Here is a 26,423-nt window from a genome sequence, read left to right as displayed (position 1 = left end):
CGCGCGTCCATCGCATGAGTCGCATCAGTAGGCCCCTTGTCCCTGGAGCACCGCCCGCAGGGTCTTCCACAAGATCACTGTGTCCAGGGCAAGCGACCAGTCCTCCACGTACCGCAGGTCGAGGCGGACCGCCTCCTCCCACGGCAGGTCACTGCGCCCGCTGATCTGCCACAGGCCGGTCAGTCCCGGCTTGACGAGGAGCCGGCGCCGGATGTCCGGGCCGTACGCGGCGGACTCCTCCGGCAGCGGAGGTCGCGGGCCCACGAGTGACATCGAGCCGGTGAGCACGTTGAAGAGTTGCGGGAGCTCGTCGAGCGAGTACCGGCGCAGCACCGTTCCCACGCGGGTCACGCGGGGATCCCGGCGGAGCTTGAACAACAGGCCCGCGCCCTCGTTGCGGTCGGCCAGTTCAGCGCGTGCCCCGTCGGCCCCCACGACCATGGTGCGGAACTTGAAGATGGTGAACTCCCGGCCGTCCTTGCCGACTCTGCGCTGGCGGTACAGGGCCCCGCCCCGGCTGTCCATCAGCACGAGCAGCCCGACGAGCACCATCAGCGGCGCGAACAGCAACAGCAGAACTGCCGCGCCCAGCCGGTCCACGATCCCTTTGACCACCCGGCGGCCGCCGGTGAAGGTCGGCATGCTGACCCGGAGCAGGGGTATCCCGAGCACCGCGTCGACATGCAGCCGAGGGCCTGCCACTTCCATCAGTACGGGGGCCACGACCATCTCGGCGTCGCTGCCCTCGAGGTTCCAGGCCAGTCGTTGCAGTCCGTCCGGTGACCAGTGCGGGTCCGGTGTGACCGCGACGACTCGGTAGCCGTCGCGATGGACGTGGCCGGCGACGTCGGACAGCCGGCCGACGACCGGCACACCGTCCAGATGGTCACTGTCGATGCCATAACCGTCCGACGTGCACACCGCCTCGACACGCCAGCCCAGATGCGGGAACTTCCGGGTCCGGGCGATCAGGTCGCTCACGGTGGCCAGGCTCCCGGCAGCGAGCACGGGGCGCAGGCACCGCCCCTCTTTACGGTGTCTGTGCAGCCAAAGACGCAGCAGATACCGCTCGGTCATGATGACGAGCGCGATGGCCGGGATCGCCACGAATATCCAGAGCTTGATGTTGCGCGAGGTGAGCGCTATCCCCCCGAGCGCCAGGACGACGGCCGCCGTGAACAGTGCGCGTCCCAGTCGGCGGAACTCCTCCGCGCCCTGGCCGAGTACGGCCGGAGCCCATGACCTGCTCGCCGCGAGTGCTCCCAGCACAAGGAGCTCCGTGCCGAAGGCGAGGATGCGCCACTTCTCGTGCCAGTCGGCGGCGTCCCGGACTCCGAAGAAGCCGCCGATCGCCGCCACCACGAAGGCGGTGACCACGGCATCGCTGGTGATGACGGCACGGCGGTAGCGCTGTTCCCAGTCAAACGGTGGTCGGCCGATTGTCCCGTTCCCCGGACGCCCGTGGGCCGGTGGAAACGGGCTGACTAATTCCCCCTGCTGCACAGACCCCCCCAGGTCACCAGTGGGCTCGACGTGTTTGCTCCACACGGTTCCTCCCCCCGGGAGGCCCCCGCCCCCCGCACTGTGTCCTCCCCTCGGGAGGCCCCCGCCCCCCGTGCCACGCCACGCTGTTCCTCCCCCCGGGAGGCCCTCGCCCCCAGCGACTGACATCCCGGCTATTGCAGCGTTACCTGAGCACCCCACCCAAGCGGCAGCGGACTTGCATGCGCTGCCAGACCCTCGACGCGAGCAAAAGCCCTTCGAAACCCCGGGTGTTCCCCACACCCCGGGCTTCTTCCGGGCACCACGAATTGATCACCCCCAAGCCTGGCGCCGGGGTATGCAAATACTGGTCGTCCGTGGCGCCGGACTTATAGATCATCTTTTGTCGCCTCGTGTCCGCATGTGAAGCACGGTCAATCTAGACCATTGGCGCCGGTCTGAAGAGGGGATGTGTGCAATTTGTGGTCAACCTTTGAAGCTTGTTCAACTCGCCGGTGATCACCCGGGGTGTTTTGATAGGGCACAGACACCCCGTGACCTGCGCGAACGGTACTTTTCAGGTCCCCTGGAACCCCCAACTCCACCGCGTGCAGCGGCTGTTGGCTCAAGACCGTCGTCGTCGGAGCCCCGTCTTCCGCGGTGATCGCGCAGGGGAGTCGGGACCTTGTGTGGTGGAAAGACCGCGCGTAGCGCCCCTGGGGCTGCAGTGATCGTTGAATGGGCGGGCGGCACCGGACGGGAATCACGGCGGGGCGGCTGAATTCGTGGGGTGAGTGCTGCATGCGGGTGAAGCCGCAACGACTCATCGAATTGAGCCTCGACCTCAGGTTTAGGGTGAGTCCGGGATGTCGGGTGCGCTCGGCGCGGCCAATGACAGGCCCCGACACATGGCCGATTCCGGCCGGGGCAACCAAAGGGTTGGTCCCGTGCCGACGGTGAATACGCGGCACGGACTTCGCCGCTCAAAGGAGACCGCGTGTTCGAAGGATTCGAGACAACGCAGATCGATGTCGGTGAGGCCTCCGTCTTCGTCCGCTGCTCGTACGAGCCGGTCACACGGTGGCGTGTCAGGACCTGAGGGGGTACGGGCGCTCCAGGGGGCCGCGCTTCACGGCGGATCACGTCGGCTACTGCGGCTGCTCAAGGACGCCACGGTTGGGAGTAGCCCTCCAACAGGGGTCCGCCGAGCAGGTCGAGAGCCTGCTTCACTGCAGTGGCCAACGGCAGGGGATCGGCGTGCTCGGCCACGGCCAGGTGGCCGTCCAGCAGGGCCTTGCCGAGCGCGGGGTCGGCACTGAGCAGTCGGCGAGGAAGCCATTTGCCGATTCCTGTCCAGGCGCCGTGGTGGGCGGTGACCAGGTCCGCTGCCAGGCGCAGCACCTGGTCGGCGAGGGAAAGCTGTTCGTACCGATCGCGCGCAGGGGTGTCGACCAAATCGTCCAGGAAGCAGGTGAGCGCGTAGCGGCCGTGATCCCACTCGGCCGTGGTGAGCGCAGGAGGGCCGGAGGCCAGCACGTCGTGAGCCAGTTCGCGCGTGCGGGCCACGTGCCCGTGCGGATCAGTCAGCGGCAGGCCTTGGTCATAGACGAACAGGACGGTCCCGCGACGCCGGGCCCGGTCCCAGGTGAAGAACTCCGGTATGTCGGCGATTGTGTTGAGGAACAACTCGACTGTCCGGCCCTCGTGACGCCTCACCTCCCGCCGGCTGATGTCCGAGTCCGGAAGGAGCACGGCCACATCCAGATCGCTGGCCGCCGTCGCGCGCCCTTGAGCGGCGGAGCCTCCGAGCACGGCGCCCAGGGCGTCGGGGAAGAGTTCGGTGACCATGCGGAGGGCTTGGGCTTTCGCGGCTTGTCGACCATCCATGGGCGCCATGGTGTCAGTTGACGGAAGTGTGGTTCGGGCTGTCAGCCAAGGCTGTGGGCTGTCCCGCGTATCAATGACCCCGAACCGGGGATGTGTCCCCGCTTCGTGTTACGGTCACCCTTGCCAGTCAAGCGGGGAGTAGTCCCCACTTCCTTCCGGGAGCCGTCGATGCGCACGCAACGCCCCACCCTCCGACTCGCCGACCTCACCGAGGACTTCACCGCCGACCCCTACACCGCCTTCACCGCACTGCGCTCCCGCGGGCCCGTCCATTACGTGCGGTTCCCCACCGGCGATGAATCGTGGCTGGTGGTCGGGCACGAGGAAGTGCGCGCCGCGTTCGCGGACCCCCGGTTCCGTAATGACGTACGGCACTCCGCCGACTTCGAGGACGACGGGCTGTACGCCGTGGGCCGCAACATGCTTCAGGTCGACCCGCCCGATCACACCCGCCTGCGGACGCTCGTGGCCCGCGAGTTCACCGCCCGACGCGTCCAGGCGCTGCGGCCCCGCGTCCAGGAGGCCGCCGATGCGCTCCTAGACGCCGTGGACGCCGACGGCCGCGCCGATCTTGTGGCCGCGTACGCTTATCCGCTGCCGCTCACCATCATCTGCGAGCTGCTCGGCGTGCCGGAAGCGGACCGGGCCGCCTTCCGCGGGTGGTCCACCAAGGTCGTCGCCCTCGACGACGCGGAGCAGTCCGCCCTCGCCTCGCAGGAGATGGCGGTGTACCTGGCGGGCCTCGCGGAGGAGAAGCGGCGCCTGCCGGACGCGGCGGAGAGCGATCTGCTGCACGCGCTGGTCCGTACCCACGACGGGGACGGAGCCGACCGGCTGACACCGGAGGAACTGCTCGGCATGGCCTTCCTGTTGCTGGTCGCAGGGCACGAGACCACCGTCAACCTCATCGCCAACGCCGTCCACCTGCTGCTCCGGCATCCCGAGCAGCTCGCGGCCCTCCGCGCCGACCCCGAGTTGCTCGCCGGCGCGGTGGAGGAGACGCTCCGCTTCGAGTCACCCGCGCCCGCGGGCACCTATCGCTACACGGCCGAATCCGTCACCCTCGGCGGTGCCCACATACCGGCGGGTGCCCGTGTCGTGCTGTCCATCGCCGCCGCGAACCGCGACCCCGCGCGTTTCCCGGACCCCGAACGGTTCGACATCCACCGCGACCCGGCTGCGACCCGCGCCCACCTCGCCTTCGGACACGGCCTGCACCACTGCCTGGGCGCCCCGCTGGCCCGCCTGGAGGCGACCCTGGCCCTGCGCACCCTCCTTGACCGCTTCCCCCGCCTGGCCTTCGACGGCGACGGCACCCCGCAGTGGAGGACCAGTCTCATGCGGGGACTCCGAGAGATGCCGGTGCGCTGGTAGACACCGAAACCCATACGACCGCGGGGCTGCCGTTTTCCGCCGAGTTGCCCGAATGTGCGCATCCTGGTGGCCCTCGTGATCGTTCACGTGGGCATGAGGAACACGAAGCGCGTTGTTGTCGCCCTGTCCGCTGCTGCCGCTGCTCTTGCCGTGGCGGCACCCGCACCCGCTCATGCCGAAGAGAGCCCCCGCGGGGGCAGCATCAACCTTCCCGACGACCCCCGTCAGGTCGTCGACGGAGTGCGCACGGGTCTTGAGGTGGCGTCCATGGGCCTGGAGGCGGCCCAGGCCCGATGAGCGGCTGAGCTCTTGCGAGTCGAGCCAGGGGGCGCGCCCGTTGCCGGGCGGGCCCCCTTCTGGTTCTCGGCCGCGTGCGCAAGGGCCGTCGCCCGATGGGCCCGTAGAGGTGTGAGGGCCGGGCCCAGCTACGGCGACGTCGCTCAGTCGCCGCGCGACTCCACGGGTTGCCGGAGGATCGTCTTGAGTCTGCCGGGGTCGGTCTTGCGTGGGTCGCTGAGGTAGATCTCGTGGTGCAGCCCTGTCTCGCGCAGGTTGTTGGCGGGCAGGTACTCCTGGTGCAGCCTGGTCAGGATCGGGGTTTCGTCGTCGTACGAGCCGATGTGCAGGACCTGTGCGCTGGTGCCCTCGCGCAAGGTCTCCGACCGGACGTCCGCGATGGCCGGAAGGTTCTTCTTGGCGAGTGCGGCGCGCTTGGCGTCGTCGATCATGTCGCCGGTGATCCAGTCGGGGACGTTGATGAGCAGCCTCCACCGCCAGTTGTCCTTGCGCCTTGCCAGGAAGTCGTCCATGTCGTCCGCCCACCACAGTCCTTCGAGCGGGCCCACGACGAAGTCCTTGCCGAGGTTGCCTTTGCTCGCGAATTTGACGGTGTAGGCGACCGGGTAGAGCGCCTCGACCGCGCGGCGGTACGTGACGCTGGTGTTGGGGTCGCCGTGCCCGTCGATGGCGAGGAAGCGCAGCTCGGGGATGTCGAGGAGCTCCCAGTCGGTGTTCTTGGGTGCATAGCACCTCTTGAGCTCGCGCTTGACGTCGTATTTGGCGGTCATGCCGGAGCGCCTTCCTGGTGAGGGAGATTCCAGACAAGCACGAGCCCACAAGAACGAGGCAGAGTGACGGGAATCGCCGGTTGAGACTCCCGGTTCAGACTCCCGGGTCCGCCTCGACGGGGCCTGGTTGCAGGGCACGGGCCGCCTCGAGTTGCGCGGCGAAGGCCAGGCCAAGGAACAGGGCGATCGAGGTCAGGTAGGCCCAGAGCAGCAAGGACATGAAGGCGCTGAGCGGACCGTAGACGGTGTCGAAGGAACCGCTGACCGAGAGGTACAGGCTCAGCAGACCGGTCAGAGCCGTCCACAGGAGGAGGTAGACCACCGCGCCGAACGCCAGCCACGTATAACCGGGTTGGCGCCGCCGCGGCGCAAGCCTGAAGATGATGCTTGCCGCCACGAGCGCCAGCACGAAGCCCAACGGCCAACGCGCCGCCCCGAACACGGTGGTCATCCAGGTCCCGGCACCGAAGACCGACACCGCCGCGGCCGCCAGGTCACGGCCCGCCACCATGACGACGAAGCCAAGACCCAGGGGCAGGCCCGCGGTCACGGCCATGACCAGGCCGCGCAGATACTTGCGGTGGAAAGGCCGGTCGCGCTCGTTGCCGTAGATCCGGTTGGCGCCGCGTTCTATCTGGCACATCGCCGTCGTGACGTTGCTCAGGGAGAACACGAGCCCGAACCAGAGAGCGACCTGCGTCCCGCCGTCCGCGGTACGGCGGCTGCGGGCCAGCGCCTCGTCGACGACATCGGCGCTCGGGCCCTCTGCCAGACGGTGGATGACCGCCTCGGCGAACCGGCCGATGCCCTGCGTGTGCAGCACGCTCGACAGGCCGACGAAGACGATCGCGAGCGGAACGACCGCGAGGACCGTCTGCAGCGCCAGGGCCCGGGAGTGGCTGAACCCGTCGGCGTAACGGAACCGCACGAAGGCATCGTGCAGCAGCCGCCAGCTCCCGTAATGACGCAGCGCCACGAAGGCCTCGTCGCCGGAGAGCTCATCACCCTCCATGTCCCGCGTCTGAGGAACCGTCGTCGCCGTGCCCATGCCCTGCCCCGTTCGTCCGCTGTACGTCGTCTGTACGTCGTCGGCAGGAGGTTCCTGCGCACCAGTGCCCGGTGCCCGGGCGCCGACGCCGTAATCCGGCATCACCACGATCCGCGGGCATGGCCGCGTGCACCGGGACCAGCGACAGAGCGTACTTGCCGTGACGGTCGGCTGCGGTGCCGAGAACTCGCGTGACAGCGCGGTGAGCCCTTGGCACGATGGCCCCTCGCCTGACCGACTGCGCTTCGGACTTCGGAGGAACGCCACGGCCATCAACAACGAGCTCGCCCCGGCCGGACTGCCGTGGTCGGCCGCCGATCCTGACCTGAACGCGTTCGCTTGGAGCGACGAAGAGCATTCCCGGCTCGCCGACGCGATCGCCTCGATGGTGCCTCCCGCCGATGCCGGGTGGGAGGCGAGGCACCGGTTCGTCGACGAGGTCACGGAGCTTGCAGCTGCCCGGTACGGCCGTTGGGCGTGCGGATGGCACTGGGCCCTGGGTGAGGGCGGGGGAGGCGGAGTGGTCGCCAGCTGGTGCTGTGCCTCTCATTCCGTGGGTGAACCTGCTGCCACGGCCGCCAAGGTGGTGGCCTCGCTGCTGGAGTGGCGCGACTGGCTCGAGGAACTGGCGGAGAGGTTCGAGCAGTTGGCACCGCCCACCGCCGAGGACCGAAGCTGGCATCTGGACCGGGCAGCCACCCGCCTGGTGACGGTGGTCGTCGACCGCACGGGCGCCGAATGCGGTTGGTACGGACTCTGCCACACGGTCCTGACATGGTTCCTGACGTCCACCGGCATGCGGCCGGAGGCTGCGAGAGCGGCCGTGGAGAGAGCGATCGGCGGACGCTTCGAGAGCTGGACGCAACCGCCGCCTGTCCTGGTCGATTCCGTGGGAGAGGATCTTGCCGTGGGCGTGACCGGAGACCGGCCATACCGTGACTGCTGACGCCTTGACCGCCTGGGGCAGAGTCAGGGCCCAGGTCGACTGGACCTCGGCGGCCGGTGTGACGCCTGCGCCGGTCGAGGCGACCGTGGCGACCATGGACGGTCTGGCCACTTGGTGCGCCGCCCAGGGCCGTCCCACCGACCCGGCTCGTGGCGAACGGCTGCTTGCGGCACTGATCCGATCGCGCACGGACGCATCGAACGGACGCGCTCTCAGCTGTGCGCTTCTGGCCCGATGGCAGCGCATTGTCCTTGGCGTGCCACAGGTTGCCTTCCGGCAAGGCGATGCCTACGCCAAGGGCGGCCGGGAACGCTACGCACTGACCCCTGACACTCAGGCGGACTTCGAGCGTTGCCTGCGCGAAAGCACCGACTCGAACGCGCCCCTGGCCTCCCGCGCGGCCCGCGCCTACCTGGACGTAGCGTTCTTCCACCCTTTCCCCGACGGCAACGCCCGCCTCGCCATGCTCACCCTGGGCCACGTACTGGACCGGGAAGGAGTCCGGCTGGATCAGACCGGCCCATTGCAGACCACCCGCTACGCGGATGACGCGGACGGCGCAGCGGACCTGGCTGCCTTGGTGGGCGTCCTCATCCGAGCGAGTCATCGCCGCGCGACCGAGGGCAAAGAGAAGGGCGAGTGCGGCGGTGGTGCGTTGCCGCGCCATGACGTCGGTCGGGGCGCGTGAGCCGCATTGACGTGCTCATGCTGCTCACCTGCCGCGTACGTCTACCCTGGTCATCATGAGCCGTTGGGAAGAGCTGACTGGTGGGACGTCCGGAGAGGACTATGCCGCCCGGTTCGCGGCCCTGGCCGGCAGTGGCAAGGACATGCACGGTGAGGCAGGGTTGTGTGCCGCGCTCGTGCCCGCCGGGGCGCGGGTGCTGGATGCCGGGTGCGGTACCGGCCGGGTGATGATCCGCTTGGCGGAGCTCGGGTACGACTGCGTCGGGGTCGATCTGGACGCCTCCATGCTGGCCGTGGCACGCAGGCAGGCTCCCGAACTCCCGTGGGTCCAGGCAGACTTGGCCACATTCGACCCGGCCGAGCTTCAGGTGGGGGCGGGCTTCGACCTCGTGGTCGCCGCCGGCAACATCTTCCCGCTCCTTGCCACCGGGACCGAGGCCGCGGTGGTCGCCCGCCTGGCCGCGACCCTGCGCCCGGGCGGCCTCCTGGTCGCCGGATTCGGCCTGGACAAGGCGCACCTGCCGGTATCGCCCACCATCACCCTGCCCGAGTACGACGCCTACTGCGCCGCGGCCCACCTCACCCTCGTCAACCGCTTCGCGACGTGGGACGCCCACCCCTACGAGGGCGGCGGCTATGCGGTAAGTGTCCACCGGCTGCAGTGCGGCTGAACGAATTACGGGGTCGTGCGTAGGCGTCGGCGGTTGCCTACGGCGACGCGTAACGCGTGACATCGGTGACCCGGCACGTCACCGTCCCCGTTGCTTCCCGCGTGCCGGTGGCCGTCTCGTTCGCCACCCGGTCCGGGGCCAGGTTGTTGGTCGCGGCGAAGCCCTCGGAGATGCGCTCGCCCTTTGCGTCGAGGAACTCGACGTCGACCCAGTAGTTGGATGCCTTCGAACTCTGGTTGGTGATCCGAAGCTCGGCTGTCGGCCACCGCACGGCGTCCAGGACCGAGCACTTCGTGATCTCGACGTCAGCTCGGGGGCCGGTCAGGGTCGGCGAGGTCTGCTCCTGTTGCGGGGACTTTCTGGGCCCAGGGCCCTCGTCGCTCGTGCCGCCCGCCATGAGGGCGATCGCGGTCACCACGACGACGAGCACAACAACGCCGAGCAACCCGTACATCAGAGCGCGTCCACATCCCCGCTTCTTGGGCGGCGGCCGCTGCCCCCACGACGACCGGCCGGGTGACGAACCCCAGCCCCGCGGAGGTGGCGGCGGGTTCTGCGTGGGCATTGGGACCCCAGGTGGCGCGTGGAGCTGATGCCTCAATCATCCCGCCGTGCACCCGCCGTCGCATGTCGGTGTCCGTGCGCCGCGATGAGTTCGAGGCGCCCGGCGGTCGTAGTGTCAGAGCGTGAGCCGACCCATGAGCCGTTCAGGCGTCGATTCGCGAGTTGACTCGGCAACGATGAGGACGCGTGATGCGCAGCGTTACCTATTCCATGAATGTCTCACTCGACGGTTACATCGTCGGGCCCGACGGTGACTTCGCCTGGACGGATTCGGACGAGGAGCTTCTGGGCTTCGTCACCGACGAGATCCGAAGGACCGGCGTCTATCTGATGGGGCGGCGGTTGTACGAGACGATGCTGTACTGGGAGACGGCCGACCAGGTTGCACCGCTCGACGACATCCAGCGTGAGTGGGCCGCGCAGTGGAACTCGCTGCCCAAAGTGGTGTTCTCCACCACCCTGTCGCAACTGCGGGGCAACGCCAGCCCGGCCTCGGGCGGCGTGGCGGAGGAGATCGGGCGATTGCGGGCCGAGCCGGGGGAGGGCGACATCGCGATCGGCGGCGCGACTCTCGCCGCCCAGGCGGCCGCGGCGGGTCTGATCGACGAGTATCGGGTCAGGCTCTGCCCGGTGCTGGTCGGCGGTGGCATCCCGTTCTTCGACCGGCACGAGCGCCGGGTCGATCTCGACCTCGTCGAGACCCGCACCTTCAAGTCGAAGGTCGTCTTCCTCCACTATCGCGTGCTGCGCTAGGCCGGGCCATTCCCGGCAGGGACGACGTGGCGGGTGGCGGCCTGGAAGTCCTCGTGCTCGACGACGACAGGCGGATCAAGACCGACTGTCAAGACCGACTACATGCATCGGCTGTCGCCGCGTCGGCCGGCAAGAACGCCTCCAGCTTCAGCTCGGCAAGGGTGACGTCGACGGCGGAGGCGAAGGTGGTCACGGTCGTCATCAGGCGCAGCTCACCGTACGAGGACCGGATGCGGAGCGGAACCGCGAAACCGAGTGGCCCGTCGGAAGGAGCCAGCGGGCGGAACGTATCCACTGAGCTCGGCGCACAGCTCTTGCAGGTGCCGTGCGCACGGGGGCCAGGACCGGGGCGTCGAGTGCGCTCTCGGAGTAGGCGGGTGCGTACCCACCGGCCAACAGCAATTCGTTGCGCTCGCGCAGGGGCAGTTGCAGCGACTCGGCGGCCAGGCGCACGACCATGTTGCGGCCGGGGGCGGACCTGCCCGATTCGATGAAGTTGAGATGCCGCTGTGTGGTGCCCGTCCGAAGCGCTAGATCGAGCTGGCTGAGACGACGGCGGGTGCGCCGTTCGCGAAGTACCTGAGGGAAGTCCACGGACCCGTTGTAACCGCGACGTGGGGTCCTGGGCCATTCCCCGCAGGGAATTGGGGGTACGGCCGCGCTATTACCGTTCCTGCGTCGACCGGTGCAGGCCGCGCAGACACTCGGGTCGTCGCAGAATTGATCCCCGCTGTCCCCACCAGCGGCTGCGAGCCTGGTCCTAAGATCACTTCATGAATGAACCGCCTCTCTCCGAGGCCGAGATGATGGAGGCCGAGCGCGAGCTGGGTGTGCTCCTCCCCGAGGAGTACCGGACCTACCTTGGCGAAGTCAGCGCGGGCGGAGCGCTGGCCAGACTGATGCGGACCGACCGCGGCTGGTGGTGGGCCGGGAACGACGAAGAGCGGAGTGGGCTCCTGGCCGTGCCGTTTCCCCACCCCGACTCCTACGCCGAGGCCGGCGATGAGCTGATGGATCGAGAGCCGCGGGCCGACTCCTTCGAGACCGAGAGCGCATACCGGAGCGCCTGGCGCCGCTGGGACGACGAGGTGGGCAGATTCGAGGACTGGAAGACGGCAGGTGCCGTCGTCATACAGGAACACGGCTGTGGATTCGCCACGCTGCTGGCGCTGACCGGCCCGCTGGCAGGCACGGTGTGGTGGGACGGGCGGGCGACGTGCGAAAGGATCGTCCCGCTCTCCCTCGACCACGTCGGCGGTGCCGGGCCGATCCGGTTCGGGCAGTGGCTGCGGCATGGCTCATGGGCCCTGCTGCCACCGGATTGGGGACCGCCGCTTCCCTCGACCCCGGTGATCGACTGCTGAAGTGAGTGCGTGCGTCAGGCAGTTGAGCTGTGCGGTGTGCGAAGTGTGCGGCGTACGGCGTCGCGGAGCCAGTGGTGGGCTCCGTCGGCGTCCTGGCGGGGGTGCCAGGCCATGCCGAGGGCCAGGGGCGGCAGAGGCAGGGGGATGTCGAGGAGGTGCAGGCCGAGAGCGGTGGCGTCAGCGGTGAGGGGTGAACAGGCCGCGCCGGGGAGCGCCGCGGGGATCAGGCAGACGACGTCGCTGCGGGCGGCCAGGGCCATCGCCGCCAGGTGACTGGGAAGGACGACAGTCACCCGTCGGCGTAGGTCGTGTGCGGCCAAGGCGGTGTCGAGGGGGCCCGTGAACCTGCCCCGGCGGCTGACCGAGACATGGTCGGCGGCGGCGAGCCGGGCCGGGGTCAGGGGCTCTTCGGTCAGGGGGTGACCGGCCCGGACGGCCGCCACCATCCGCAGGGTGAGCAGCTTTTCGACCCGGGTCTCGGGATCGACGTGGTCGATGGAACCGACCTCCAGGTCGATCCGGCCGTCGCGCAGGGCCGGCCCGGCCTCCAACTCCTCGGCCCTGAACCGCAAGGAGATCCCGGGTGCCTCCTGCCGGGTCAGTCGCAGCAGGCCGAAGGCCAGTGCCGCGCCGACCAGATCGGCGGCCTGGAGAGTGAAGGTGTTGCGCAGGGTGGCGGGGTCGACGGTGGTGCCGGGGGTGAGCAGTGCGCCCAGACCGCGTACGACCGCGGCGGCTTCGTCGCGCAGGGCCTGGGCGCGCGGAGTGGGGACCATGCGCTGCCCTGCCCGGACCAGCAACGGGTCCTGGAGGATGCGGCGCAGGCGGGCCAGGGTGCGGCTCATGGCTGCCGGGGAGGTGTGCAGGCGGGCGGCGGCGCGCGTGACGCTCTGTTCGCTCAGCAAGGCGTCGAGCGCGACGGCGAGATTGGCGTCAATGACCGGATCAGAGCTGTTCACCAGGGTAATTCCATTTCAGGCAATGATTGCGTGCCAGAGTTCCTATTGTGGCATCACCGTGGGCCTCCGCAGGATGAGGGACGTACCGATCCGGCACGACCCACGAGGTTTTCATGATCGTCATCACTGCTCCCACGGGGAACATCGGCCGCCACCTGCTGCCCCTGCTCGTCCGGGCCGCTCCCACCCACGGCGAGGAACTGAGGGTGATCGCACGCGATCCGGCCCGACTGCCCGACGATGTGCGCGACCACGTCGAGGTGGTCGTCGGTTCGCACGGCGACCCGGAGGTCGTCGACCGGGCCTTCGAGGGCGCGGACGCCGTCTTCTGGCTCGTCCCCCCGGACTCCTCCCTGCCTCCGGCAGACGCCTACCGCGGCTTCAGCCGCCCCGCGGCGAAGGCGCTCGCCGCCCACGGCGTCGGGCACGTCGTCGGCATCTCCGCGCTCGGCCGCGGCACTCCGCTCGCCGACCGCGCGGGGCTCGTCACCGCATCCCTCGCCATGGACGACCTCATCGCGACATCCGGCGCCGCCTACCGGGCCCTGGCCAACCCCTCCTTCTTCGAGAACCTCCTGGAGGAGGCCAACTCGATCCGCGAGAAGGGCGTCTTCACGGACGCCGCCGACGCCGACCGCAAGGCCCCCCTCGTCGCCGTCGCCGACATCGCCGCCGTCGCGGCACGCCTACTGCTCGACCGCTCCTGGACCGGCACCGGCGACATCCCGGTTCTCGGGCCCCAGGACCTTTCCCCCAACGACCTGGCCCGCATCATGACCGAGCAGCTGGGCCACCCCGTGCGCTATGAGCGCCAGTCGCTGGAGGATCTGCGCACCACCCTCGTCGGCCACGGCCTCGACGCCGCGTTCGTACAAGGCATCGCCGACATGAAGCAGGCCAAGGACAACGGCCTCGACGCGGGCGTCACCCGCACCGCGGACACCGCATCACCCACCACCTTCGAGCAATGGTGCGCCCGGACCCTCAAGCCGGCCGTCCAGGCCTGACCGCACCACCGCACCACCGCCTCGATGGTGCCCACCACACCGCAACATTGCGCCAGTTGGAAGGACCCCTCATGCCCAAGAAGGAAGCCGAAGCAACGGTGACCGCCTTCATCCTCGTCAAGACCACCCCCGAATGGCTCGCCATGACTGTCCAGGAACGGGTGAACGCTTTCGCCACCGAGGTCGTCCCCGTCGTCGAGTCCAGGACCACCGGCGTCCGCTCACGCTTCTACGACACCGAGTTTTACTCGGCCCGCGTCACCGACATCTGGGTCTGGGAAGCAGACAGTCATCACGACTACCAGCTCCTCATCGACGCACTGCGGGAAACTCCCTTCTGGGACCGCTACTTCGAGGTCGTGGACCTGCTCGTCGGTGCCGAGAACGGCTACGCCCGCACCTACGGCGTCGATCCCGTGGCCACCATCACCACCTGAGGCATCCGCGGCCCACGCCGCCTCCACAGCCGGTCTCCGCCCGTTCAGGTGTCGTTCTCCGCACAACCATCCGCGGTTTCCGCGAGTCTCGAAGGTGAATCACATCTGCGCGCACGTGTCTCGACGTCGCTCGCGCTCAAGGAGGAACCGTGGGCATTCGCCGACCTGCCATATCGACCGCCGTGGCTGCCGCCCTGATCGGATCGCTCGGCGTACCGATCGTCGCGGGCAGCGCCCACGCGGAAGACGGCGCCGCGACCGTGCGCGAGGACTTCGACGGTGACGGCTACCAGGACGTGGCCGTCGCCGCCCCCGGCGCGAAGATCGGCGGCCATGAGCGGGCCGGTCACATCACGGTCAGCTACGGTTCGGCGCGAGGCCTCGACCACGCCCGCACCACGGTCATCACCCAGGACACGGCAGGTGTGCCCGGTGCCTCCGGCGACCACCACGTCTTCGGCTACGCGATGGTCTCCCGGGACCTCGACGGCGACGGCCTGACCGACCTGGCGGTGGTCGCCCGCGACTACCGGCCCGATGACAACGTCAACGGCTCGGTGATCGTGCTGTGGGGCCGGGAGAGCGGCGTCTCCGGCCAGGGCGCCGTCCGCATCGGCGCACCGGCGAACGCCGAGGTCGGCGACGACCTCACCGCGGGCGACTTCGACGCCGACGGGCACGCGGATCTGTTCATGGCCAACGGCACGGACTACGACTACCACGACGTGCTCTACGGTCCCTTCACCCGGAGCGGCGCCCCCGCCCGCGAGCAGCAGGTCAAGGTCTACAGCACCGACAACTCCATCAACTCGACAGCCACGGGCGACTTCAACGGCGATGGCATCGAGGATCTCGCGACCTTCTACGTCTACGAGAACCACGCCGAGGGCGGCAAGCTGTGGCTCGGCACGAAGGACGGGCTCTCCACCGTCCCGCAGCCTCTGAACTCCTCCGCCGCCACGGCCGTAGCCGACTTCGACCACGACGGCTACGCCGACCTCGCCACCCGGATCTTCCCGAACGGCGACACGGAGGGCACCGAGGAGGACCCCGGCACCGTCAAGATCTTCTACGGTTCGCCGTCCGGCCCCAGCCAGACCCGCACGCAGACGATCACCCAGAGCACGGCGGGCGTCCCCGGGGCGAGCGAGAAGGGCGACCAGTTCGGCGGACGGCTGGCCACCGGCGACGTGAACGCCGATGGCTACGCCGACCTGGCCGTCGGGGTACCCGGCGAGGCGATCGGTACGAAGGGCAAGGCGGGCGCCGTCGTGCTGCTCAAGGGCGGCAAGAACGGACTGACCGGCACGGGAGCGCAGGCGTTCCACCAGGACACGGACGGTGTGCCGGGAGTCGCGGAGTCCGGCGACCTGTTCGGCGGGTCGCTGCGCGTGCTCGACATGACGGGCGAGGGCAAGGCGGACCTGATCACGGGGGCCCCGGGCGAGAACCTGGGCAGCGTCGTGAACGGCGGCGCGGTGTGGTTGCTGCGCGGTGCCGCCTCGGGAGCGACGGCCTCGCAGTCGGTCGCGTACAACCCGGTGGACATCGGTGCACCGGCGGCGCAGGCGCTGTTCGGCGCGAACCTGAGCAACGACAACGGCCCGGGAACGGTGATCCCCTAAGGCTTGCGCCGACGGCGGGGCCGTTGGGCTGGTGGCTTCCGTGTCACTCATTGAGGTGCAGTACGGCCGCGTCACGTAGGTCTTTGGGCAGCCGTTTGTTTCTGTACATCCTGTTATGGGATGAACGGAAGGTGCCCTGGTGAAGAGCACGTCGGTGCTGGAACACCTGTGGGCCCAGAAGATCAGGTGCCCGTCGGCAACTGGTCGCTCTGACGTCCCGCCGCGCTCATGCCTCAGGAGTCCTTCCGTGCCAGCTCCCAGCTCTCCGCAGATCCGCCTACCCCTGGTCGCTCTCCTGGCCGCAGCCTGCACCGCGGGCCTGGTGCACGCCCCGGCCCACGCCGCGGATGTGCCCGCGGGCGACGACCGCGCGCTGCAACGGCAGTTGCGGGAGCTGACCACCGCGCCCGGCGGACCGCCCGGAGCGATCGCCGTCCTCAAGCGCGGGCACCGCACCGAGGTCTACCGGGCCGGGGTCGCCAAGGTCGGCACCGACCGCCCGATCAGGGCCACCGACCACATGCGCATCGCCAGTACGGCCAAGGCGTACAGCGGCGCAGTCGCCCTCCACCTCGTCGACTGCGGGAAGCTGCGCCTGAACGACACCATCGGCAAGGTGCTTCCCCGGCTGCCGCGCGCTTGGCACCGGGTCACGCTGCGCCAGCTCCTGAACCACACCAGCGGTCTGCCGGACTTCAGCGCGAACCCGAGGTTCCTGGACCTCGTGACCGAGAACCCGCGCCGCCACTTCGACTCCCGCCGCCTCCTGGACTTCGTGGCAAACGAGCCGTTGGTGTTCCGCCCCGGGGCCCGGTACACCTACTCCAACTCGGACAACATCGCCGTGGCGCTGATGGCGGAGGCGGTGACGGACCGCCCCTACGAAGAGTTGCTCGCCGAGTTCGTGTACCGCCCGTTGGGCCTGCGCAGCACCAGCCTGCCGCAGGGCTACCGGATGCCCAGGCCGTATATGCACGGCTACGACGTCACCCCGTCTGCCCCGCCCGAGGACCTCAGCGAGGTACTGAGTGCGTCAGGCGTGTGGGCATCGGGCGGGATCATCTCCACGCCGAAGGACATGACGGCGTTCATCCGCGGCTACGCGGGCGGAAAGCTGATCTCCGACCGGACACGCCGGCAGCAGCTGAAGTGGGTGAACGGCGCATCCGAACCCGCGGGCCCCGGCAAGAACAAGGCTGGCCTGGCCATCTTTCGGTACACCACCCGCTGCGGCGTGGTCTACGGCCACACGGGCAACTTCCCCGGCTACACGCAACTGATCGCTGCGACCCCGAACGGCAAGCGGTCGCTGACCCTCTCCCTCACCACGCAGATCAACAAGACGAACAAGCCGGATCTCTTGAAGCGGCTGCGGACCGTGGAGGAGAACTTCGTCTGCGCGCTGTTGCGCAAGCGGTAAGCGGGAGGCGGGCCGCCTCATGGGGCGGGATCGGTCCGTTCGCTGGGGTCGATGTCGCTGTGCAGGCGGAAGCGGTCCACCGTGTCGTCCTGTGTGGGGTGCACGTGCACCGAGACCGGGCCGGGGAAGGTGTAACCCTGCTCAGCCGCGTGCCGGCAGACCTGAGCGCCGAGCTGACGTTGCACCTGCGCCTGGCTCGCGGCCAGCTTCCTGTGCGTGTCCACCGGCAGCTCGAGCGTGTACGTGTTGGGTGCCACGATGCGTTGCCGGTCGATGATGATCGTGTTCTCGTCGCACTCCTGACGCAGTTCGGCCAGTACTTCCGGCTGGTCGTGCTGGCCGGGCAGCAGGCGTGTCCACAGCGGGTCGACCCACTTCTCCAGTGTGCTCTCCACATTGCTGATGATTCCCATGACGTCCCGGGTTCCCGATCCGACGTCGGGCACGCACGGGAGCGGCACAGGAAACCGGCGCAAGAAGTGAAGTTCTTGCGCCGGCTTCCGGAGATCGGAGATCGGGGAGATCGGACAGGCAGTCAGTTTGCCGCTGATGTGCTGCTGCCTGTGGTGACCGTGATGTCGTTGTCCGTACGCATCCACACGGTGCGCTGCGGGTAGGGGATGTCGATGCCCGCTTCGTCCAGCGCTTCCTTGACGCGACGGCGCAGCTCGCGCGTGACGGCCCACTGCTGCAGGGGGAGCGTCTTGACGGCCACACGGACCACGACGCCGTCCGCGTCCAGGGACTGAACTCCCCAGACCGCCGGGTCCTCCAGCAGGACCGAGGCGAACTGCGCCTCTTGGCGCATGGCTTGACCGGCACGTTCCAAGGCGCTGTAGACGGTGTCGAGATGGGACTCGTACGCCACCGAGACGTCCAGGACGGCGCGGGCCCACTCCTGGCTGTCGTTGCGCACGCGAAGGATCTCGCCGTTGCGGATGTGCCACAGACCGCCGTTGAGATCGCGGATCTGGGTGAGCCGCAGGCCGACGTGCTCCACCTCGCCGACGGCTTCCCCGAGGTCCACGGAGTCGCCGACGCCGTACTGGTCCTCGAGCATGATGAGCATGCCGGACAGGTAGTCCGCCACGAGACTCTGCGCGCCGAAGCCGATGGCAAGGCCCACCACGCCGGCGCTGGCGAGCAGCGGCCCGAGGGCGATGCCGATCTGGTCGAGGAGCATGGCCATGGCCATGACGCCGACCACGACGGTGACGATGCTGCTGAGCACCGAGCCAATGGTGCGAGCGCGCTGCTCCCGGCGTTCGTTGGCCCGGCTGCGGTCGCGGTGCAGCACGGCCGGGCCGCGGCTGGTGCGGCGAGGCTGATTCTGCTCCTCGGACGGCTGCAGGATGCGCTGCACGACGCGGGTGATGGCCTTCTTGGCCAGACCCCGGACGATCATCGCGCCCACGACGATGAGCGCGATGCGCAGCGGGACGCCTATCAGGGTGTCGGCGTTGTCCCGAAGCCAGCCTGGGGCCGACATCGCTTGGTGTGACACGGGATTCTGCTCCACTCGGTCGACTTGCAAGATCGCAGCGGGGACCGTAGCGACCGTTTTGGATGCCGGTCAAAGGGTGTGCAGGGCGTGTGTGAGGAGCGTGACTCGGGCATGGAAAGGCGCGCCCTGGCGTTTGGCCGGGGCTGCTCGGAGCACGCTCTCCAGCGGCCTGGCGCCGGAGCGGATGCCCGGTTCAGAGGGCCTGTACGTCGCCGTGTGTTGAGGAGGCGACCGTGTCCCGGTGGGCGAAGTCGCCGGGTGGGATGCCGGGGTGGTGGCTGGGCGTCTGCTCCGGTGCGGTCGCGGCGGGGCCGAGGGTGAGCCGGGAGACGATGCGGTAGCGGTCACCTCGGTAGAGCGAGTGGACGTACTCCACCGGGCAGCCGGAATGGTCCGAGGTGAGCCGCTCGACCAGCAGGGCGGGGGAGAGCTCGGGCACTTCGAGCACCTCGGCCTCGGCCCGGGTCACCACCGTCGGCTCGATGGTCTGGGTCGCTTCGCGGACATGAACGTCGTGGTGTTCACTCAAGTGCTCGTACAGATCGCCGCTCTCCAGTTCCTGCGCGGAGAGGCCGGGCACCAGATCGGCGCGGATGTGCAGGTGCTCGATGGCCATCGGGGCGCCGTCGACGAGCCGCAGCCTGGCCACGTACACGATCCGGGCGGCGGGGGAGAGGCGCAGCTTGCGGCCCACGCGGGCGCCGGCCTGGATGGTGGTGAACTCCAGGAGACGGCTGGACCAGGCGCCCCCCGCGCGCGGCACCTTCAAACCGTGCGCAGGTGAGATCAGTTCCTGGGTGATCTTCTCCGGCGCAACGAACATGCCGCGGCCGTGTTCGCGGACCAGAACGCCCGCCGCGACCAGTTCGTCGACGGCCGCGCGCAGGGTGGGGCGCGAGACGCCCAGGTCCGCGCAGAGCACGCGTTCGGAGGGGATGGGATCGCCGGGGCGCTGTGACTCGATGAGTTGCAGGAGGTGGTCACGGACCCGCTCCCGCTTGAGCACCGCTCCTGATGAGCGCCGTCCGACCCCTGCCTTCGCCGTCCCGCCCGCGTCGTTCGCGTCGGTGGTCACCGCCCGCCCCCTCTTGCCGTGCAACCAGCTGTCTTACCAGTTGACCACGAAAGCGTGGAGATCGACAACCAAAAACATTAACTCCCCTGTGTGCGACGGGGGTTGACGCGGTCATTGGTCTATGCCAGCTTTCTCCCTCACCAGAGGTCACCTGACCAGTTAGATGCTGGTCAGGTCCGGCACCCCAGAGGTGAACCGTGAAGTTCCGTTTCCTTGCCGGTGTGTCCGCGCTCGTCGCGGTCGCCGGGCTCAGCGCCTGTTCGTCCGGCTCCGATGACGGGGATTCGGCCGGCGGCGGGAAGACAGCGATCGATGTGTGGCTGATGCGCGACAGCGTCTCGGCCGCCTTCCAGAAGGACTTCGAGAAAGGCTTCGAAGCCGCGCACCCGGACATCGACGTGCGCATCCAGATCCAGGAGTGGGACGGCATCGGCGAGAAGGTCACCGCCGCGCTGGCCAGCAACGACGCCCCCGATGTCATCGAGACGGGCAACACCCAGGTCGCCCAGTTCGCCCAGAGCGGCGGCCTGAAGGACCTGAGCGACAAGGTCGACGACCTCGGCGGCGACGCCTGGCTCAAGGGGCTCGCCGAGCCGGGGGCCTGGGAGGGCAAGCAGTACGGCATCCCGTACTACGCCGCGAACCGCGTCGTCATCTACCGCAAGGACCTCTTCGAGAAGGCCGGCATCGACGCCGCCGCCATCAAGACCCGCGCCCAGTGGGTGGCCGCGACGAAGAAGCTCAACAAGGGCTCCCAGCAGGGCATTTACCTGCCCGGGCAGAACTGGTACACCTACGCCGGCTTCGTCTGGGACGAGGGCGGCGACCTCGCCACCGAGTCGGATGGCACATGGAAGGGCACGCTGGACAGCCCCGAGGCGCTGCGCGCGATGGCCTTCTACGAGAAGCTGCAGGCCCTCGGCAAGGGCCCCAAGGACTCCGACGAGGCACAGCCGCCGCAGGCCGAGGTGATGGCCAAGGGCCAGGTCGCGCAGGTCATCAGCACGCCGGGCGGGGCCAACGTCGTCGCCCAGAACAACCCCGGACTCAAGGGCAAGCTGGGCTTCTTCCCGATCCCCGGCAAGACGGCCGACACCCCGGGCGCGGTCTTCACGGGCGGCTCCGACCTGGTGATCCCGACGGTGTCGCAGCATCACGACGCCGCGTACACCTTCGTCAAGGAGCTGACCGGCGACAAGTGGCAGAAGAAGCTCGCCGTCGCCATGAGCTACGTCCCCAACAAGACCACGCTGGCCGGCGCCGTCGCCGACGATCCCGGCGCCTCCGCAATGGCGGTCGGAGCTGCCGTCGGCCATGCGACGCCCAATACGCCGGGCTGGGCGGCCGTCGAGGCCAAGAACCCCATCAAGGACTACCTGACCGCTGTCCTCACCGGCGGCGATCCGAAGAAGAAGGCCGCCGAGGCCTCCGATGCCATCACCAACGCCATGAAGTCCGGCTCCTGAAGCGCCCGTTGGCCACCCCGCACCGAGAAACCATACGAGACCCCGCACCGCGAACCCACACCGAGAGGAGTGCGCCGTGACGATCGTCCGCGACCCGGTGGTGTCCCGACCGCCTCGGCGTCCGCCCGTCACCACCACACGCCGCTCCACGATGTCCGGGACCTGGCCGTACCTGCTCGTGGCGCCCACGGTCCTCGGGATGCTGTACCTGCTCGTCTACCCGCTGGCACGGGCCGTCCTGATCTCCTTCCAGGACTTCGGCCTGCGCCAACTCATCATGGGAGAAGCGCACTTCACCGGCCTCGACAACTACACGGAACTGCTGACCGACCCGCGGTTCTGGGCCGTGGTGCGCCGCACCTTCCTCTTCATGGCCGTCAACGTCGCACTCATCATGGTCCTTTCGACACTCGTGGCGCTGATGGTGGAGCGGCTCGGGCGCTTCGGCCGCACGGCTGTGCTCAGCGCACTCGTCCTCACCTGGGCGATGCCCGTGGTCGCGGCGACCACCGTGTTCCAGTGGCTCTTCCACTCCGAGTTCGGGATCGTCAACCACGCGCTCACCAGCCTCGGCTTCAGCTCCTTCGAGGGCTATCCATGGCTGGCCCACGGACCGGCGGCGTTCGCCATCCTCGTCACCCTGGTCGTGTGGCAGTCGGTGCCGTTCGCGGCGATCACCTTGTATTCGGCGCTGACCACCGTGCCCGCCGAGCTCCACGAGGCCGCGCGCATCGACGGCGCATCCGGATTCCGGATCTTCCACTCCGTCACTCTGCCGATCGTGCGGCCGATCTTCATGCTCGTGCTCTCCCTCGAAGTCATCTGGACGTTCAAGGCGTTCGTACAGATCTGGGTGATGACCCGCGGCGGCCCCGGCGACGCCACGACGATCCTGCCGGTCTACGCCGTGCAGACCGCACTGGCCCAGCAGCGCTACGACCTTGGATCGGCCGCGTCGATGCTGACCGTGCTGTTCATGTCCGGCGTGCTCGTCGCTTACTTCCGCCAAATGTTCCGACAGGAGAACGAGCTGTGACGACCTCGCGCGCACTGCGCCGCCTGCCGCTCAACATCGCCGCCACCGTGACGGTCGTCGTCTGCCTCTTCCCCGTCTACTGGATGGTCACCACCGCCTTCAAGCCGTCCCGCGACATCCAGTCCGACAGCCCCCAACTGCTGCCGCAGAGCTGGACGTTCGACCACTTCCGGCGGGCCGTCGACGCGGACGGATTCGCCCTGTTCTGGCGTAACAGCGTGCTCGTCACCCTGGCCGCCGTCGCCCTGGCCCTGATCGTCGCTCTCGGCGCCTCGTTCGCGGTGGCCCGGATGCGCTGGCACGGGCGACGTCAGTTCATGCTCATGGTGTTCATCGCGCAGATGGCGCCGTGGGAGTCCTTGATCATCCCCGTCTACATCATCTCCCGGGACACCGGGATGCTCGACCGGCTGCCGACACTGACCCTCATCTACTTCATGATGACGCTGCCCTTCACCGTCGTCGTGCTGCGCGGCTTCATCGCCACGATCCCGGCGGAGCTGGAGGAGTCGGCCCAGGTCGACGGCTGTACCCGGTTCGGCGCGTTCCGCCACGTGGCGTTCCCGCTGCTCGCGCCGGGGCTGATGGCGACCTCGCTGTTCGGCTACATCACGGCGTGGAACGAGTTCGCCTACGCCAACTTCCTGATCATCAAGCAGCAGGATCACCGGACCCTGCCGGTGTGGCTGTCCTCGTTCCACAACACCTTCGGCACCGACTGGGGCGCCACCATGGCCGCCTCGACCCTCTTCGCGCTGCCCGCGCTTGCGATCTTCCTGCTGCTGCAGCGACATGTGACATCCGGGTTCGCCTCCGGCGCCGTCAAGGGCTGAACCGCACCGCGCCCGTCCCGCAATCCCCACGCCCGCACCGGAGGTCCGCCGTGCCCGCGTCCCGCCCCACGCTCGTGCCCGCACCCACCCAACTGACTGTCCGGCCAGGACACTTCACGCTCGACGCGGCAACCACGCTCCGTGTCACACCGGGCGCGGAACCCGCAGCCGCCCTGCTGCGCACCCTCATCGCGCCCGCCACCGGGCTCCCGCTCCCCGCCGCCCCCGACGCGCCCTTCGTCCTCGCACACGACCCGGGACTGAGCGGACTCGGCACGGAAGGCTACGGCCTGACGGTCTCACCCGACGCCGTGCTGCTGCGAGCCGCCCACCCCACCGGCCTGCTGCGCGGCATCCAGACCATCCGGCAACTGCTCCCCGTCGAGGCCGAGGCCCTGTCCGGGCGCGCCCGCCTGGGCCGACCCTGGCGCCTTCCCTGCGTCGAGATCACCGACGTACCGCGGCGGGCCTGGCGCGGCTTCATGCTCGACGTGGCACGCCACTTCCAGCCCGTGTCGTTCCTGCGCCGCTACGTCGATCTGCTGGCCCTGCACAAACTGAACGTGCTGCACCTGCACCTCACCGACGACCAGGGCTGGCGCATGCCGGTCGCCGACTACCCCCTGCTGACCGAGGTGGGCGCACGGCGCGCACAGTCCATGGTGGGCCCCGACGGCTCCGACATCTTCGACGCAACCCCGCACGAAGGGGCGTACACGGAACGGGAACTGCGCGACCTGGTCACGTACGCCGCCGACCGCGGCGTCACCATCGTGCCCGAAGTGGAGATGCCCGGCCACACCCGCGCCGCCTTGGCCGCCTACCCCGAACTCGGCAACGTCCCGGGCCGCCGGCTCGACGTGTGGACCCGCTGGGGAGTGTGCGACACCGTCCTGGGCGTCCACGATCCCGTCCTCGACTTCTGCCGCACCGTCCTCGACACCGCCCTGGACATCTTCCCCTCCCCGCACATACACGTCGGCGGCGACGAATGCCCCACGATCGAATGGGCCACCAGCCACGCCGCACGCGAACGCATCGAAGCCGAAGGCCTCTCAGGGCCAGGCGAGTTGCGCGGCTGGTTCCTCGGCCGGATCGGCGCCCACCTCCTGGAGCGCGGCCGCATCCCGACCGCGTGGGCCGAGACAGGGGAGGGCCTGCCACCCGAGTTCACCGTCATGACCTGGCGCGATCCCGAACACACCCGTGTCGCCCTCAAACGCGGGCACACCGTGATCAGCAGCCACTACAGCGCCACCTACCTCGACTACGCCCAGTCCGCATCCCCGGACGAACCGCCCTCCCAGCCCGGAGCCGTGGTCGACCTACGCACCGTCCACGACCACGACCCGCCCGAGGACCCCACCGCGGACGGCGAACTGATCGGCGTACAGGCCCAGTTGTGGACCGAACTCGCCCCCACCGCCGACCACGTCGACTACCTGGCCTTCCCCCGACTCGCCGCGCTCGCCGACCGAGCCTGGCACGGCGCCTCGTCCTGGCCGTCGGCACGCGCACGCCTGATCGCACACGGCACCAGGCTCGCCGCACTCGGCGTGCGGCACGGACCGTTCGACCCGTACGTCCCCGTCCCCCACCGTTTCGGAGAGGAATCGAGATGAGTCCTGCACGAAAGCCCTCCCGCACCGCGCTCACGAGATCGGCACGCTTCGCCCTCGTCGCCCTGATGGGCTGCACAACTCTCGCCGCACTGCCCGCCACCGAGGCCGGTGCCGCCGCGGGCGCCGTATCGGTGCAGTACCACACCGGCTCCACCGGCAGCGACCAGGCCGAACCGTGGCTGAAGGTGAAGAACACCGGCTCCTCCCCGGTGGCACTCAGCGGCGTGAGGCTGCGCTACTACTTCAAGGCCGACTCGGCGAACGCCACCTACCGCTTCGCCTGCTCGTGGGCCGTGAAGGGCTGCGGCAACATCACCGGCACCTTCGGCACGCTCGCCCACCCGACCGCCACCGCCGACCGCTATCTGGAGATCGGCTTCACCTCGGGCGCCGGTTCGGTGGCCGCCGGAGCCGACAGCGGCGACCTCCAGCTCCGCTTCCACCGCTCCGACTGGCAGTCGCTGAACCAACGCGACGACTACTCCTTCGGTGCCACGCAGAGCTCCTACGCGAACTGGACGAAGGTCACCGCACAACTGGACGGAGCGACGGTCTGGGGCACCGCCCCCGAGGGCAACGACCCCACCGATCCCACGGACCCGACCGACCCCACCGACCCGCCCGGCTCCGGAGCGAGCCTCTTCGACGACTTCAACTACACGAAGTACGACGACCCGGCCATCTCGGCGCACGGCTGGAACGTGCGCTCCAACTCGGGTGGCCCCGGGGTGCCGGGCGCGACCTGGGCACCGCAGAACGTCACGTTCTCCGCCTCCGGCGGCAACTCGGTGATGAACCTGGAGACGTCGACGGCCGGCACGGCCGACAGCACCAAGCAGACCGAAGTCCTCACCAAGGCAACGAAGTTCAAGAACGGGACTTACGCGGCGCGCGTGAAGTTCAGCGACGCGCCCAAGAGCGGCCCGGACGGCGACCGACTGGTGCAGACGTTCTTCACCATCAACGACCTCAAGGCACCGATGGCGGACGACTACGCCGAGTACGACTTCGAGTACCTGCCCAACGGCGGCTGGGGCGAGCCGTCGAACATCCTCTACACGACGTCCTGGGAGACCTACAACCCTGACCCCTGGCAGGCCGTCAACCAGCAGACCGAGAGCCGGCAGAGCTACGCCGGCTGGCACGACCTCGTCGTCACCATCGACAACAGCTCCATCAAGTACTACGTCGACGGGCAGCCGTTCGGCACGCACGACGCCGCGTATCTGCCGGAGCGGCCCATGTCCATCAACTTCAACCAATGGCTGATCGACCTCGCCGGGCAGACCAGCACCACCCCGCGCGCGTACGACCAGCAGGTCGACTACGTACTGCACGTCAAGGACGAGGTCCTGAGCCCCGCGCAGGTGGCCGCGAAGGTGGCCGCCTACCGCACCGCGGGCACCGCCTTCGAGGACACGGTGCCCTCCGCGTGAGGTGAGTGACGACCCCATACGGCTACAGACAGGCGTCGGGGGGGGGGGGGGGGGGGGGGCCTCCCCCCCCCCCCCCCCCGGAGGGGTGTTTGGTGGGGGGAAAACAAAAAAGGAAAAACCCCCGCCGTCCCCACAGGTCCCCCCTCCGTTTTTTTTTTTT

At 68.9% G+C, this 26,423-nt stretch carries 26 protein-coding genes; 16 read left to right on the top strand and 10 right to left on the bottom strand.

The annotated features are described in order from the left end of the window. Window positions 1–24: 24 nt before the first annotated feature. Both ACZ5U5_RS00655 and ACZ5U5_RS00650 read right to left on the bottom strand, forming a co-directional pair. Window positions 25–1,503, bottom strand: coding sequence for a sugar transferase (locus tag ACZ5U5_RS00655; protein WP_469016819.1), 1,479 nt, complete (start codon window positions 1,501–1,503; stop codon window positions 25–27). A 1,140-nt stretch (window positions 1,504–2,643) separates the two neighbouring features. After that, window positions 2,644–3,369: a nucleotidyltransferase domain-containing protein gene (locus ACZ5U5_RS00650; RefSeq protein ID WP_469014610.1), complete on the bottom strand. Its 726-nt coding sequence runs from the start codon at window positions 3,367–3,369 to the stop codon at window positions 2,644–2,646. A gap of 168 nt (window positions 3,370–3,537) precedes the next feature. Here ACZ5U5_RS00650 and ACZ5U5_RS00645 point away from each other — a divergent pair, with 168 nt between their 5' ends. Beyond that, window positions 3,538–4,743 (top strand): cytochrome P450 family protein, encoded by a 1,206-nt coding sequence (locus ACZ5U5_RS00645; RefSeq protein ID WP_469014608.1) that lies wholly within the window; start codon window positions 3,538–3,540, stop codon window positions 4,741–4,743. 93 nt (window positions 4,744–4,836) lie between these two features. After that, window positions 4,837–5,040 carry a hypothetical protein gene (locus tag ACZ5U5_RS00640; protein ID WP_469014607.1) on the top strand — a complete coding sequence of 68 codons (204 nt, stop codon included), beginning with the start codon at window positions 4,837–4,839 and terminating at the stop codon, window positions 5,038–5,040. A gap of 143 nt (window positions 5,041–5,183) precedes the next feature. Here ACZ5U5_RS00640 and ACZ5U5_RS00635 read toward each other — a convergent pair whose 3' ends face one another. Together ACZ5U5_RS00635 and ACZ5U5_RS00630 are read right to left on the bottom strand one after the other, a co-directional pair. Further along, window positions 5,184–5,810 (bottom strand): GyrI-like domain-containing protein, encoded by a 627-nt coding sequence (locus ACZ5U5_RS00635; RefSeq protein WP_469014605.1) that lies wholly within the window; start codon window positions 5,808–5,810, stop codon window positions 5,184–5,186. Window positions 5,811–5,904: 94 nt separating this feature from the next. Continuing rightward, complete coding sequence (locus ACZ5U5_RS00630; RefSeq protein ID WP_469016816.1) at window positions 5,905–6,858, bottom strand: YihY/virulence factor BrkB family protein; 954 nt, start codon at window positions 6,856–6,858, stop codon at window positions 5,905–5,907. Window positions 6,859–7,018: 160 nt separating this feature from the next. Here ACZ5U5_RS00630 and ACZ5U5_RS00625 point away from each other — a divergent pair, with 160 nt between their 5' ends. The 3 genes from ACZ5U5_RS00625 to ACZ5U5_RS00615 are packed head-to-tail and all read left to right on the top strand — an operon-like array spanning window position 7,019 to window position 9,162. Then, complete coding sequence (locus ACZ5U5_RS00625) at window positions 7,019–7,804, top strand: hypothetical protein (RefSeq protein ID WP_469014603.1); 786 nt, start codon at window positions 7,019–7,021, stop codon at window positions 7,802–7,804. Next, a complete protein-coding gene (locus ACZ5U5_RS00620) occupies window positions 7,794–8,492 on the top strand; it encodes a Fic family protein (protein WP_469014601.1) in 699 nt (232 codons plus the stop codon). Before ACZ5U5_RS00625 ends, ACZ5U5_RS00620 begins: the two co-directional genes overlap by 11 nt. Before the next feature lie 55 nt (window positions 8,493–8,547). After that, window positions 8,548–9,162 carry a class I SAM-dependent methyltransferase gene (locus tag ACZ5U5_RS00615; RefSeq protein ID WP_469014598.1) on the top strand — a complete coding sequence of 205 codons (615 nt, stop codon included), beginning with the start codon at window positions 8,548–8,550 and terminating at the stop codon, window positions 9,160–9,162. 37 nt (window positions 9,163–9,199) lie between these two features. Here the strand turns inward: ACZ5U5_RS00615 and ACZ5U5_RS00610 are convergent, their stop codons facing one another. Then, window positions 9,200–9,616: an FxLYD domain-containing protein gene (locus tag ACZ5U5_RS00610; protein WP_469014595.1), complete on the bottom strand. Its 417-nt coding sequence runs from the start codon at window positions 9,614–9,616 to the stop codon at window positions 9,200–9,202. 299 nt (window positions 9,617–9,915) lie between these two features. On the opposite strand from ACZ5U5_RS00610, the gene ACZ5U5_RS00605 reads away from it, so the two are divergent. Then, a complete protein-coding gene (locus ACZ5U5_RS00605) occupies window positions 9,916–10,479 on the top strand; it encodes a dihydrofolate reductase family protein (protein ID WP_469014594.1) in 564 nt (187 codons plus the stop codon). A gap of 201 nt (window positions 10,480–10,680) precedes the next feature. Here the strand turns inward: ACZ5U5_RS00605 and ACZ5U5_RS00600 are convergent, their stop codons facing one another. Continuing rightward, window positions 10,681–11,073: a helix-turn-helix domain-containing protein gene (locus ACZ5U5_RS00600; protein ID WP_469014591.1), complete on the bottom strand. Its 393-nt coding sequence runs from the start codon at window positions 11,071–11,073 to the stop codon at window positions 10,681–10,683. A 179-nt stretch (window positions 11,074–11,252) separates the two neighbouring features. Here ACZ5U5_RS00600 and ACZ5U5_RS00595 point away from each other — a divergent pair, with 179 nt between their 5' ends. Then, the gene (locus ACZ5U5_RS00595) at window positions 11,253–11,843 is read left to right on the top strand and encodes an SMI1/KNR4 family protein (protein WP_469014589.1); all 591 of its coding nucleotides are present in this window, start codon (window positions 11,253–11,255) and stop codon (window positions 11,841–11,843) included. 14 nt (window positions 11,844–11,857) lie between these two features. Here ACZ5U5_RS00595 and ACZ5U5_RS00590 read toward each other — a convergent pair whose 3' ends face one another. Then, complete coding sequence (locus tag ACZ5U5_RS00590) at window positions 11,858–12,811, bottom strand: LysR family transcriptional regulator (protein WP_469016814.1); 954 nt, start codon at window positions 12,809–12,811, stop codon at window positions 11,858–11,860. Window positions 12,812–12,915: 104 nt separating this feature from the next. Here ACZ5U5_RS00590 and ACZ5U5_RS00585 point away from each other — a divergent pair, with 104 nt between their 5' ends. The 4 genes from ACZ5U5_RS00585 to ACZ5U5_RS00570 all read left to right on the top strand — a co-directional run bounded on the left by ACZ5U5_RS00585 (window position 12,916) and on the right by ACZ5U5_RS00570 (window position 17,291). Then, complete coding sequence (locus tag ACZ5U5_RS00585) at window positions 12,916–13,809, top strand: NAD(P)H-binding protein (RefSeq protein WP_469014587.1); 894 nt, start codon at window positions 12,916–12,918, stop codon at window positions 13,807–13,809. A gap of 71 nt (window positions 13,810–13,880) precedes the next feature. Beyond that, window positions 13,881–14,246, top strand: a complete 366-nt coding sequence (locus ACZ5U5_RS00580; protein WP_469014584.1) for a darcynin family protein — start codon at window positions 13,881–13,883, stop codon at window positions 14,244–14,246. A 149-nt stretch (window positions 14,247–14,395) separates the two neighbouring features. Beyond that, window positions 14,396–15,871 (top strand): FG-GAP and VCBS repeat-containing protein, encoded by a 1,476-nt coding sequence (locus ACZ5U5_RS00575; protein WP_469014582.1) that lies wholly within the window; start codon window positions 14,396–14,398, stop codon window positions 15,869–15,871. A gap of 247 nt (window positions 15,872–16,118) precedes the next feature. After that, a complete protein-coding gene (locus ACZ5U5_RS00570) occupies window positions 16,119–17,291 on the top strand; it encodes a serine hydrolase domain-containing protein (RefSeq protein WP_469014580.1) in 1,173 nt (390 codons plus the stop codon). A gap of 17 nt (window positions 17,292–17,308) precedes the next feature. Here the strand turns inward: ACZ5U5_RS00570 and ACZ5U5_RS00565 are convergent, their stop codons facing one another. From ACZ5U5_RS00565 to ACZ5U5_RS00555, 3 genes are all read right to left on the bottom strand, one after another. Further along, complete coding sequence (locus ACZ5U5_RS00565; protein WP_469014578.1) at window positions 17,309–17,704, bottom strand: DUF3662 domain-containing protein; 396 nt, start codon at window positions 17,702–17,704, stop codon at window positions 17,309–17,311. Window positions 17,705–17,826: 122 nt separating this feature from the next. Further along, window positions 17,827–18,795, bottom strand: coding sequence for a mechanosensitive ion channel family protein (locus ACZ5U5_RS00560; RefSeq protein WP_469014576.1), 969 nt, complete (start codon window positions 18,793–18,795; stop codon window positions 17,827–17,829). Between the two features lie 193 nt (window positions 18,796–18,988). After that, entirely contained in the window at window positions 18,989–19,801 is an 813-nt protein-coding gene (locus tag ACZ5U5_RS00555; RefSeq protein WP_469016812.1) for a GntR family transcriptional regulator, read from the bottom strand. Window positions 19,802–20,067: 266 nt separating this feature from the next. Here ACZ5U5_RS00555 and ACZ5U5_RS00550 point away from each other — a divergent pair, with 266 nt between their 5' ends. The 5 genes from ACZ5U5_RS00550 to ACZ5U5_RS00530 all read left to right on the top strand — a co-directional run bounded on the left by ACZ5U5_RS00550 (window position 20,068) and on the right by ACZ5U5_RS00530 (window position 26,263). Beyond that, window positions 20,068–21,336 carry an extracellular solute-binding protein gene (locus tag ACZ5U5_RS00550; protein ID WP_469014573.1) on the top strand — a complete coding sequence of 423 codons (1,269 nt, stop codon included), beginning with the start codon at window positions 20,068–20,070 and terminating at the stop codon, window positions 21,334–21,336. A 151-nt stretch (window positions 21,337–21,487) separates the two neighbouring features. Further along, window positions 21,488–22,372, top strand: coding sequence for a carbohydrate ABC transporter permease (locus tag ACZ5U5_RS00545; RefSeq protein ID WP_469016809.1), 885 nt, complete (start codon window positions 21,488–21,490; stop codon window positions 22,370–22,372). Continuing rightward, a complete protein-coding gene (locus tag ACZ5U5_RS00540; protein ID WP_453684732.1) occupies window positions 22,369–23,205 on the top strand; it encodes a carbohydrate ABC transporter permease in 837 nt (278 codons plus the stop codon). Before ACZ5U5_RS00545 ends, ACZ5U5_RS00540 begins: the two co-directional genes overlap by 4 nt. 50 nt (window positions 23,206–23,255) lie before the next feature. After that, window positions 23,256–24,827 carry a beta-N-acetylhexosaminidase gene (locus ACZ5U5_RS00535; RefSeq protein ID WP_469014572.1) on the top strand — a complete coding sequence of 524 codons (1,572 nt, stop codon included), beginning with the start codon at window positions 23,256–23,258 and terminating at the stop codon, window positions 24,825–24,827. Further along, window positions 24,824–26,263: a cellulose binding domain-containing protein gene (locus ACZ5U5_RS00530; RefSeq protein WP_469014569.1), complete on the top strand. Its 1,440-nt coding sequence runs from the start codon at window positions 24,824–24,826 to the stop codon at window positions 26,261–26,263. The genes ACZ5U5_RS00535 and ACZ5U5_RS00530 overlap by 4 nt, the downstream gene beginning before the upstream one ends. The last annotated feature ends 160 nt before the right edge of the window (window positions 26,264–26,423 follow it).

Source organism: Streptomyces sp. NPDC033177, assembly GCF_055577715.1.
The sequence above is the reverse complement of the archived record's forward strand: the minus strand, read 5'-3'. Positions and strand labels throughout refer to the sequence as shown.

Bases quoted from the DNA above. Each gene is read 5' to 3' on its own strand.
- ACZ5U5_RS00650 (WP_469014610.1), bottom strand. From the start codon at position 3,369: ATGGATGGTCGACAAGCCGCGAAAGCCCAAGCCCTCCGCATGGTCACC.
- ACZ5U5_RS00565 (WP_469014578.1), bottom strand. From the start codon at position 17,704: ATGGGAATCATCAGCAATGTGGAGAGCACACTGGAGAAGTGGGTCGAC.
- ACZ5U5_RS00635 (WP_469014605.1), bottom strand. From the start codon at position 5,810: ATGACCGCCAAATACGACGTCAAGCGCGAGCTCAAGAGGTGCTATGCA.
- ACZ5U5_RS00580 (WP_469014584.1), top strand. From the start codon at position 13,881: ATGCCCAAGAAGGAAGCCGAAGCAACGGTGACCGCCTTCATCCTCGTC.
- ACZ5U5_RS00615 (WP_469014598.1), top strand. From the start codon at position 8,548: ATGAGCCGTTGGGAAGAGCTGACTGGTGGGACGTCCGGAGAGGACTAT.
- ACZ5U5_RS00610 (WP_469014595.1), bottom strand. From the start codon at position 9,616: ATGTACGGGTTGCTCGGCGTTGTTGTGCTCGTCGTCGTGGTGACCGCG.
- ACZ5U5_RS00545 (WP_469016809.1), top strand. From the start codon at position 21,488: ATGTCCGGGACCTGGCCGTACCTGCTCGTGGCGCCCACGGTCCTCGGG.
- ACZ5U5_RS00645 (WP_469014608.1), top strand. From the start codon at position 3,538: ATGCGCACGCAACGCCCCACCCTCCGACTCGCCGACCTCACCGAGGAC.
- ACZ5U5_RS00630 (WP_469016816.1), bottom strand. From the start codon at position 6,858: ATGGGCACGGCGACGACGGTTCCTCAGACGCGGGACATGGAGGGTGAT.
- ACZ5U5_RS00640 (WP_469014607.1), top strand. From the start codon at position 4,837: ATGAGGAACACGAAGCGCGTTGTTGTCGCCCTGTCCGCTGCTGCCGCT.
- ACZ5U5_RS00595 (WP_469014589.1), top strand. From the start codon at position 11,253: ATGAATGAACCGCCTCTCTCCGAGGCCGAGATGATGGAGGCCGAGCGC.
- ACZ5U5_RS00530 (WP_469014569.1), top strand. From the start codon at position 24,824: ATGAGTCCTGCACGAAAGCCCTCCCGCACCGCGCTCACGAGATCGGCA.
- ACZ5U5_RS00605 (WP_469014594.1), top strand. From the start codon at position 9,916: ATGCGCAGCGTTACCTATTCCATGAATGTCTCACTCGACGGTTACATC.
- ACZ5U5_RS00585 (WP_469014587.1), top strand. From the start codon at position 12,916: ATGATCGTCATCACTGCTCCCACGGGGAACATCGGCCGCCACCTGCTG.